The 6,367-nt window shown below is 51.9% G+C and carries 8 protein-coding genes; 2 read left to right on the top strand and 6 right to left on the bottom strand.

The features are described 5' to 3' along the window. A protein-coding gene (locus tag RJ38_RS11025) for an IS3 family transposase (protein ID WP_156121837.1) occupies positions 1-1,096 on the top strand; the annotation gives its coding sequence in 2 pieces (ribosomal slippage) (positions 1-201 and positions 201-1,096; 1,097 coding nt annotated over the 2 pieces). This gene is flagged as partial in the annotation. A gap of 128 nt (positions 1,097-1,224) precedes the next feature. On the opposite strand, the gene RJ38_RS11020 is transcribed toward RJ38_RS11025, so the two are convergent. After that, complete coding sequence (locus tag RJ38_RS11020; protein ID WP_039018842.1) at positions 1,225-1,983, bottom strand: DUF1013 domain-containing protein; 759 nt, start codon at positions 1,981-1,983, stop codon at positions 1,225-1,227. A 156-nt stretch (positions 1,984-2,139) separates the two neighbouring features. On the opposite strand from RJ38_RS11020, the gene RJ38_RS11015 reads away from it, so the two are divergent. Further along, on the top strand, positions 2,140-2,790 hold the full coding sequence (locus tag RJ38_RS11015; RefSeq protein WP_039018841.1) for a ribonuclease T2 family protein: 651 nt from the start codon (positions 2,140-2,142) through the stop codon (positions 2,788-2,790). Here the strand turns inward: RJ38_RS11015 and RJ38_RS11010 are convergent. The 5 genes from RJ38_RS11010 to RJ38_RS10990 all read right to left on the bottom strand — a co-directional run bounded on the left by RJ38_RS11010 (position 2,787) and on the right by RJ38_RS10990 (position 6,329). Further along, positions 2,787-3,122 carry a PIN-like domain-containing protein gene (locus tag RJ38_RS11010; protein ID WP_162183566.1) on the bottom strand — a complete coding sequence of 112 codons (336 nt, stop codon included), beginning with the start codon at positions 3,120-3,122 and terminating at the stop codon, positions 2,787-2,789. The two genes, RJ38_RS11015 and RJ38_RS11010, sit on opposite strands and share 4 nt — an antisense overlap. Before the next feature lie 36 nt (positions 3,123-3,158). Next, positions 3,159-3,863: a hypothetical protein gene (locus RJ38_RS11005; protein ID WP_156121826.1), complete on the bottom strand. Its 705-nt coding sequence runs from the start codon at positions 3,861-3,863 to the stop codon at positions 3,159-3,161. Positions 3,864-3,920: 57 nt separating this feature from the next. Beyond that, positions 3,921-4,907, bottom strand: coding sequence for an NAD(P)H-quinone oxidoreductase (locus RJ38_RS11000; RefSeq protein ID WP_156121825.1), 987 nt, complete (start codon positions 4,905-4,907; stop codon positions 3,921-3,923). A gap of 1 nt (position 4,908) precedes the next feature. Next, entirely contained in the window at positions 4,909-5,586 is a 678-nt protein-coding gene (locus RJ38_RS10995) for a COQ9 family protein (RefSeq protein ID WP_039018838.1), read from the bottom strand. A 155-nt stretch (positions 5,587-5,741) separates the two neighbouring features. Next, positions 5,742-6,329, bottom strand: coding sequence for an acyl-homoserine-lactone synthase (locus tag RJ38_RS10990; protein WP_039018837.1), 588 nt, complete (start codon positions 6,327-6,329; stop codon positions 5,742-5,744). Positions 6,330-6,367 lie beyond the last annotated feature (38 nt).

Below are 6,367 nucleotides of genomic sequence, written 5' to 3'. Positions count from 1 at the left end.
ATGCAGTGCGTATCGCAACGACCAGTGGACTGACACGACCACAAGCGGCTTCTGATTTGGGGGTTGGGCTTTCGACGCTGAACAAGTGGGTCCAAAAGCATCAGTATGATGACCTGATGTCGGGTCCTCACGAAGACGTTGAGAAAGAGAACGAACGCCTTCGCAAGGAAGTCCGGCTGCTGCGAGAGGAGAGGGAAGTATTAAAAAAGGCGGCGATCTTCTTTGCAGGCCAAAGCCGGTGAGGTTCGCCTTCATTGACGCCTGGAAAGAAGTTTGGTCCGTGGAATTTCTCTGCCGTATCATGCAGGTCACATCGCGTGGTTATCGTGCGTGGCGGGCTCGCCCGATGAGCCAGCGGCAGCGAGGCGATATGGTTATTCTGGCGCATATCCGAGAGCAACATCGTCTGAGCCTGCATAGCTATGGTCGACCACGCATGACCGCAGAATTGCAGGAAATGGGGCTGAGGGTTGGGCACCGCCGGATTGGCCGCCTAATGCGCATGAACGGCATCAAGACCGTCAGGACCCAGAAATACAAGGTGACCACGGACAGCAACCATGCGTTCAACATCGCGCCCAACTTGCTGGATCAGGATTTTTCTGCCGATGGGCCAAATCAAAAATGGGCGGGTGATATCTCGTACATTTGGACCAGCGAGGGTTGGCTCTATCTGGCGGTGATCTTAGATCTCTATTCTCGGCGCGTCATCGGCTGGGCTGTCAGTAATCGTATGAAGCGAGATCTGGCGATCCAGGCGTTGGACATGGCCGTGGCCATGCGACAACCTCCCAAGGGCTGCATTCACCACACAGATCGTGGAACGCAATACTGCTCACATGACTACCAGAAGCGGTTGTCAAAGCATGGCTTCAAAGTCTCGATGAGCGGAAAAGGAAATTGCTACGACAATTCCATGGTGGAAACGTTCTTCAAATCGCTCAAGGCAGAGCTGATCTGGCGCAACCGCTGGGAAACCAGACGCCAGACTGAAGGGGCCATCTTCCAGTATATCAATGGGTTCTATAATCCACGACGGCGTCATTCATCGTTAGGTGGCAAAAGCCCCTTGGCCTTCGAACGAAAGGCTGCCTAAATGAGTTGAGAGACCGGAACGTAACCGTGACAAGACCAAACTGACTTTCACTACACCCTGCCTTTTTCGGAGCCTGCAAATATAAAAACCCGGGACAGGCCCGGGTTTTCTTTGGAATATCGTAAGGCTTACGGCTGCTCTTCGCCGTCGCCATCTGGCAGGTTGAAGAAACTGTCCGCATCAGCAAAATCGCTGTCCTTGCGTTCGTCTTCATCTTGTTCAACAATATCCGCGTTGCCCAATGTGAAGGTTTCAAGACCCTCCATCGAAGACGGCATTTTGGGTTCTTCCACATGACCAAGGCTTTGTTCTGTGGACACCAATTTGCGACGCTCTTCGTCAGACATCGCTTCGCCGTCGCGCAGCTTTTTCTCGTTCGCTTTTTGAACTGCCGCATCCAATTCGGATTGCTTACACAGACCAAGAGCAACCGGGTCAATCGGCTGAATGTTGGCAATGTTCCAATGGGTGCGTTCGCGGATCGCCTGAATGGTTGGCTTGGTTGTGCCGACCAGTTTGGACACTTGCGCGTCTGACAGTTCTGGGTGGAACTTCACCAACCAATAGATAGACGCCGGGCGATCCTGGCGCTTCGACAAAGGCGTGTAACGCGGGCCGCGGCGTTTCTCTTCACCAACAGCTGCGGCGTTGAATTTCAGCTTCAACTTATGCAGGATATCGCCTTCAGCCGCAGAAATTTCGTCCTGTGTCAGTTGGTTGTTGGTAATCGGATCGAAACCCTTCACACCAGTTGCTACATCACCATCCGCAATGCCTTGAACTTCGAGTTCGTGCAATTGGCAAAAATCAGCGATCTGTTTGAAGCTGAGCGTGGTGTTGTCAACCAGCCATACAGCGGTGGCTTTCGCCATAATTGGTTTGGCCATGGGCCCTTCTCCTTAACTACAATTGACAACGTGAAACCATAACTTTCTCGTGCCCCCGAAAGGGCGGCCTGTGGCAGTTTTGCCAGCCAGGCGGGTTCACATTGTCGGGGAACTTATCCTGTATATAATACCAAGGCGTGAAAGAGGGAAGAGCAAATGCAAAGTCGTAGGTTTTTAAAGTTTCTGGTGGTGGTTTTCATGGGCTTAACCCGTCTGGCCCACGCAGATGGCGAACGCGCCGGAGAATTCGATTACTACGTCCTGTCCTTGTCATGGTCACCGAATTGGTGCGTGCTGGAAGGCGATGCGCGCAATTCGCCACAATGTGAAGATGGCTCTGGGCATGGCTGGATCTTGCACGGTCTCTGGCCGCAATATGAACGCGGCTGGCCTGGGTATTGCCCAACGAACCACCGCAATCCATCACGTTCTGACACGGCAGAAATGGCCGACATCATGGGCACATCTGGCCTTGCGTGGCATCAATGGAACAAACACGGACGCTGTTCAGGCCTTTCATCGGACGATTATTACGCCCTGTCGCGCGACGCCTATGGCCAAGTCACCCGCCCATCTGTGTTCCGCCGCTTGGATGATGCAGTACGCCTGCCTGCCCGTGTGGTGGAAGAAGCGTTTTTGAAAGAAAATCGAGCATTAGAGCCTGATATGTTGACCGTCACATGCCGCGACAACATGATCCAAGAAGTCCGCATCTGCCTAACCCCAGAAATGGAACCCCGCACCTGCGGCCAAGAAGTGATCCGCGATTGCCATGCGGAGCGGGCATTGTTTGAGGTTTTGCGTTAGAGCTGCTTAAATTTACTTCCCTTGTTCAACGGAAGTTGAAATAATCCATTTTCGTTGTGCATTCGCTGTGTGAGTATCTTATCCCACTGCCAAACGATAGTTGCGGCCTGCTCATTAATTTTCAAGCGTTGGACAGTTCTAGCAAGATAAAAAGCAAGCACCCCGTTGTTCAATATGGCCGCGCGTTCCGCCTTCTTCTTGCCATTTTGCAAATCTTTTGAGATCACGATCCAAGAATGCTGTTTGTCCAATCGTTGCAAATAATCAATATCGGATATACTCATAGGAAAAATGTCCCTTAACGCAAACGCCTCATGTCCCTCAACTTTAATAAGTTCATGAGAGACCTCGCCAAAGGAGGCGGCATATTATGATCGAATAGAACTTTGACCAATATTTTCAGCCTGACCTTTATCTAAACTTATCTCGAAAGAAATTGCGTCTTTGACCATAGCTTTAGGGATTTCATAGATCCGGCTAAGATAACCCAAGTCTTGAAACTCATCATATTCAGCTTTCAGCATTTTCGATGAAACGCCAAAATCATCGATCACAGGATCACCAAAAAAACGCGTCGGATCAATTACCACATGCTTCGCCTGCCGTGGGCGCCAAAGAACTGGCCTTTGGCCATCATATTCAAGGTCAACAAATGACTGCTCAACAATTTTCCTGAACACGCGCTGCCCCAACCGCTTCGGTGACAGGCTGATCAACTGATCATCATTTTCCATCGCCACTATCAAAATCTCACGGCCATCCGTCTTGAAGCTTTTAGAGGACAGAGGCAAATCAAATCCATATTCTGCCTTCGCTGCGATAATCGCATACCTAATTGCTTGCAGAGACAGTCCTGCCTTTCTTAGCTCCCTTACAACGCGTAGTTCAATCATATCTGCAAAACTCAGCTCTTTACTATCGTCCATTGATTGATAGTACGAGTTCCACAAAGGTTCAGTTGCCCCGTGCCCTCGAGACCAGCGCAGCACTTCCTGAGCGGTCCCGCCGATAAGGCGCGCCACCTCTTGAGGGGTGTAAACTCCTCGACCCAATATCTCTAAATCAAGTGCCAATCACTAATCTCCTGTCACCCATTATGACGATGGGGGTATGAACTTTCAAATAATCATTCACACCTTCAGCACGATTTTTCCGATGTGGTTGGAGGTCTCCATCCAGGCATGGGCTTTCGCAGCATCTTCAAGGGAGAAGGTGGAATCCATCACTATTTGAAGCTTACCTGCATCCAGCAGCGGCCATACAAGTTCGCGCAGCTCGTCCGCCATGCGTGCTTTGGCTAGGTCGCTTTGTGGACGCAGGGTAGACCCTGTAATCGTCAAGCGTTTGGCCATGATCATCGCAAAATTGACCTCAACCACGGGACCTTCAAGGAAGGCGATATGCACCATACGTCCGTCCGGCACCAAGGTTTTGATATTGCGGTTGATATAGCTGCCACCGACCATATCAAGGATCAGATCCGCCCCGCCTTCGTCCTTTAGAACAGAAACAAAATCCTCGTCTTTATAATTGATCGCCCGTTCCGCACCGAGATCAGAACAGACGCCACATTTCGTGTCACTGCCCGCAGTCGTGAACACGCGTGCGCCAAAGGCATGGGCCAGCTGGATCGCCGTTGTACCAATGCCAGAAGACCCGCCATGCACGAGGAAACGCTCGCCTGCCTTTAGACCTCCGCGCATAAAAACGTTTGACCAAACGGTGAAGTAGTTCTCGGGGATACAGGCGGCCTGCGCCATGGACATGCCATTCGGGATGGGCAAGCAATGCGCCGCCGGGGTCGTCACATATTCAGCATATCCCCCGCCGGGCAAAAGCGCAGAAACCTGATCGCCAACCGCAAGGTTCGAAACACCGTCGCCAAGCGCTACGATCTCGCCTGCACCTTCAAGGCCAGGCAGGTCAGACGCAGTTGGGGGCGGTGCGTATTTGCCTGCGCGTTGCAAAGCATCCGGCCGGTTCACCCCTGCATAGGCCAAGCGGATCAGGACTTCACCAGCGCGTGGTGATGGGACGGGGCGCTTGCAAGGCTTCAGCACCTCAGCTGCGCCGGGCTCAGTGATTTCGACAGCGCGCATTTCAGTTGGTAAAGTCATTTTAAGTCCTGTTGATAGACCCGGGATAGTCGTCCCGAGTGGAAGTGCCGGGGGCCTTCACAGCGGCCATGACATTGCTTAGCAATGTACCGACAAAGGGTAATTTTTGCGCAGCCGCTTTGGCCTTTTCGAACTGCATGACATTCTCTATCCTCCGATCCAGGAATTCGCGGGTTGCCACATGATCTTCGCCTTCATCCCCCAGCCAGAATAAGACCGTCGATCCGTAGACACCCGACAGCACGGCACGCTTTGAATACCAATTCCCATCCTGAGATGTATCACCAAGCGCATTCCAAATTGCGTCAGCCGTGCCCCAAATCAAGCCAGCACCTTCCGTTGCGTTATTGGGTAGGGCAAATAGAGACGATCCGCGGCGCACCAATTCTTTGTCTTGCGCGGCTGCCAAGCGGGCCATCACCAAGGTGGAAACTTTATCGCGTATGCGCAGCTCTGCGAAGTCAATGCCTGCTACTGACATCAACATCGTTTGGTCGCCCTGTCGGTGGAATTCTACAGCCAGATCGACGGCACCGCGTGGACACATTGCTTGTGCATCCGCCACGCTAACACCACAATCCTGGGCCGCCATCGCAAAACTTTCGGGTGACCAGCCATCAAAGACCACATGTGGTGCAATCGCTTCTAGAAGACGCATTTTTAACGGGTGTTCAGTCATGAAGTTCCTCCTGCGGACTCAAGAAACAACTTACCCTGCATCAATCGGAAATGGAAAGAGCCTTCCATGCATCAAGCGATACCAGCCTGCCCTATACAGAGCAGGCTAGGACGTATTCGTAAATAAACACCTGATAACCCAATATTGTTATTGCGCTAGTGAAGATTAGACGTGAGGTCGATCATCACACATTGGTAATCACCGTCCCCAATGAACATTTCGCGCCCCACCGCTTTGGCATCCAAGCCACAGCGACCAAACCAACGTGGCCAGTTGGATGCTGTCAATGTGATCAACTTTGACGCCCCTTGTTCGCGCGATCCCTTCAACATTGCGGCCACCATCAGCGCATGCACGCGTCGGCGAATCCGTTGTGGTGTCGTGTGGGAAACAAACACCCGGGTACATTCCCAAGTTTGCTCGTCTACCGGCGCTTCCTCATAGAGCAGATCCTCAGGTATCGTACCAAGCAGCCCCCGTTGCGCGTCACGGATCATATAGCTGTACATACCGCATTTCATTGTGGTTGGGGTCAGGCGAATACCGGCATAGACCTCGCCGAATTCGTGAATGGCGATCCAACGACTAGCGGGCGTGTCGTATTGATCGTATTCCATGTCCAAAGCTTCGGGCAAATCCCAGTTCTTCTGGACTATAAAGCTTTGCTTCCTTGCGCGAAAAAAATTCGCGAATAGCTCCCCATGGTTGTGTAAATTTTCGAACGAAAGTGTAGTGGTTTGCATGTTGATTTCCCCAGTGCAAAACTGCGAAAAATTAACAA

It is taken from the genome of Halocynthiibacter namhaensis, assembly GCF_000812685.1.
GTDB classification, from domain to species: domain Bacteria; phylum Pseudomonadota; class Alphaproteobacteria; order Rhodobacterales; family Rhodobacteraceae; genus Halocynthiibacter; species Halocynthiibacter namhaensis.
The sequence above is the reverse complement of the archived record's forward strand: the minus strand, read 5'-3'. Positions and strand labels throughout refer to the sequence as shown.

What these genes read in the sequence shown, in the direction of transcription:
- RJ38_RS11020 (WP_039018842.1), bottom strand. Translation starts at nt 1,983, where the DNA reads ATGGCCAAACCAATTATGGCGAAAGCCACCGCTGTATGGCTGGTTGAC.
- RJ38_RS11015 (WP_039018841.1), top strand. Translation starts at nt 2,140, where the DNA reads ATGCAAAGTCGTAGGTTTTTAAAGTTTCTGGTGGTGGTTTTCATGGGC.
- RJ38_RS11000 (WP_156121825.1), bottom strand. Translation starts at nt 4,907, where the DNA reads ATGACTTTACCAACTGAAATGCGCGCTGTCGAAATCACTGAGCCCGGC.
- RJ38_RS10995 (WP_039018838.1), bottom strand. Translation starts at nt 5,586, where the DNA reads ATGACTGAACACCCGTTAAAAATGCGTCTTCTAGAAGCGATTGCACCA.
- RJ38_RS10990 (WP_039018837.1), bottom strand. Translation starts at nt 6,329, where the DNA reads ATGCAAACCACTACACTTTCGTTCGAAAATTTACACAACCATGGGGAG.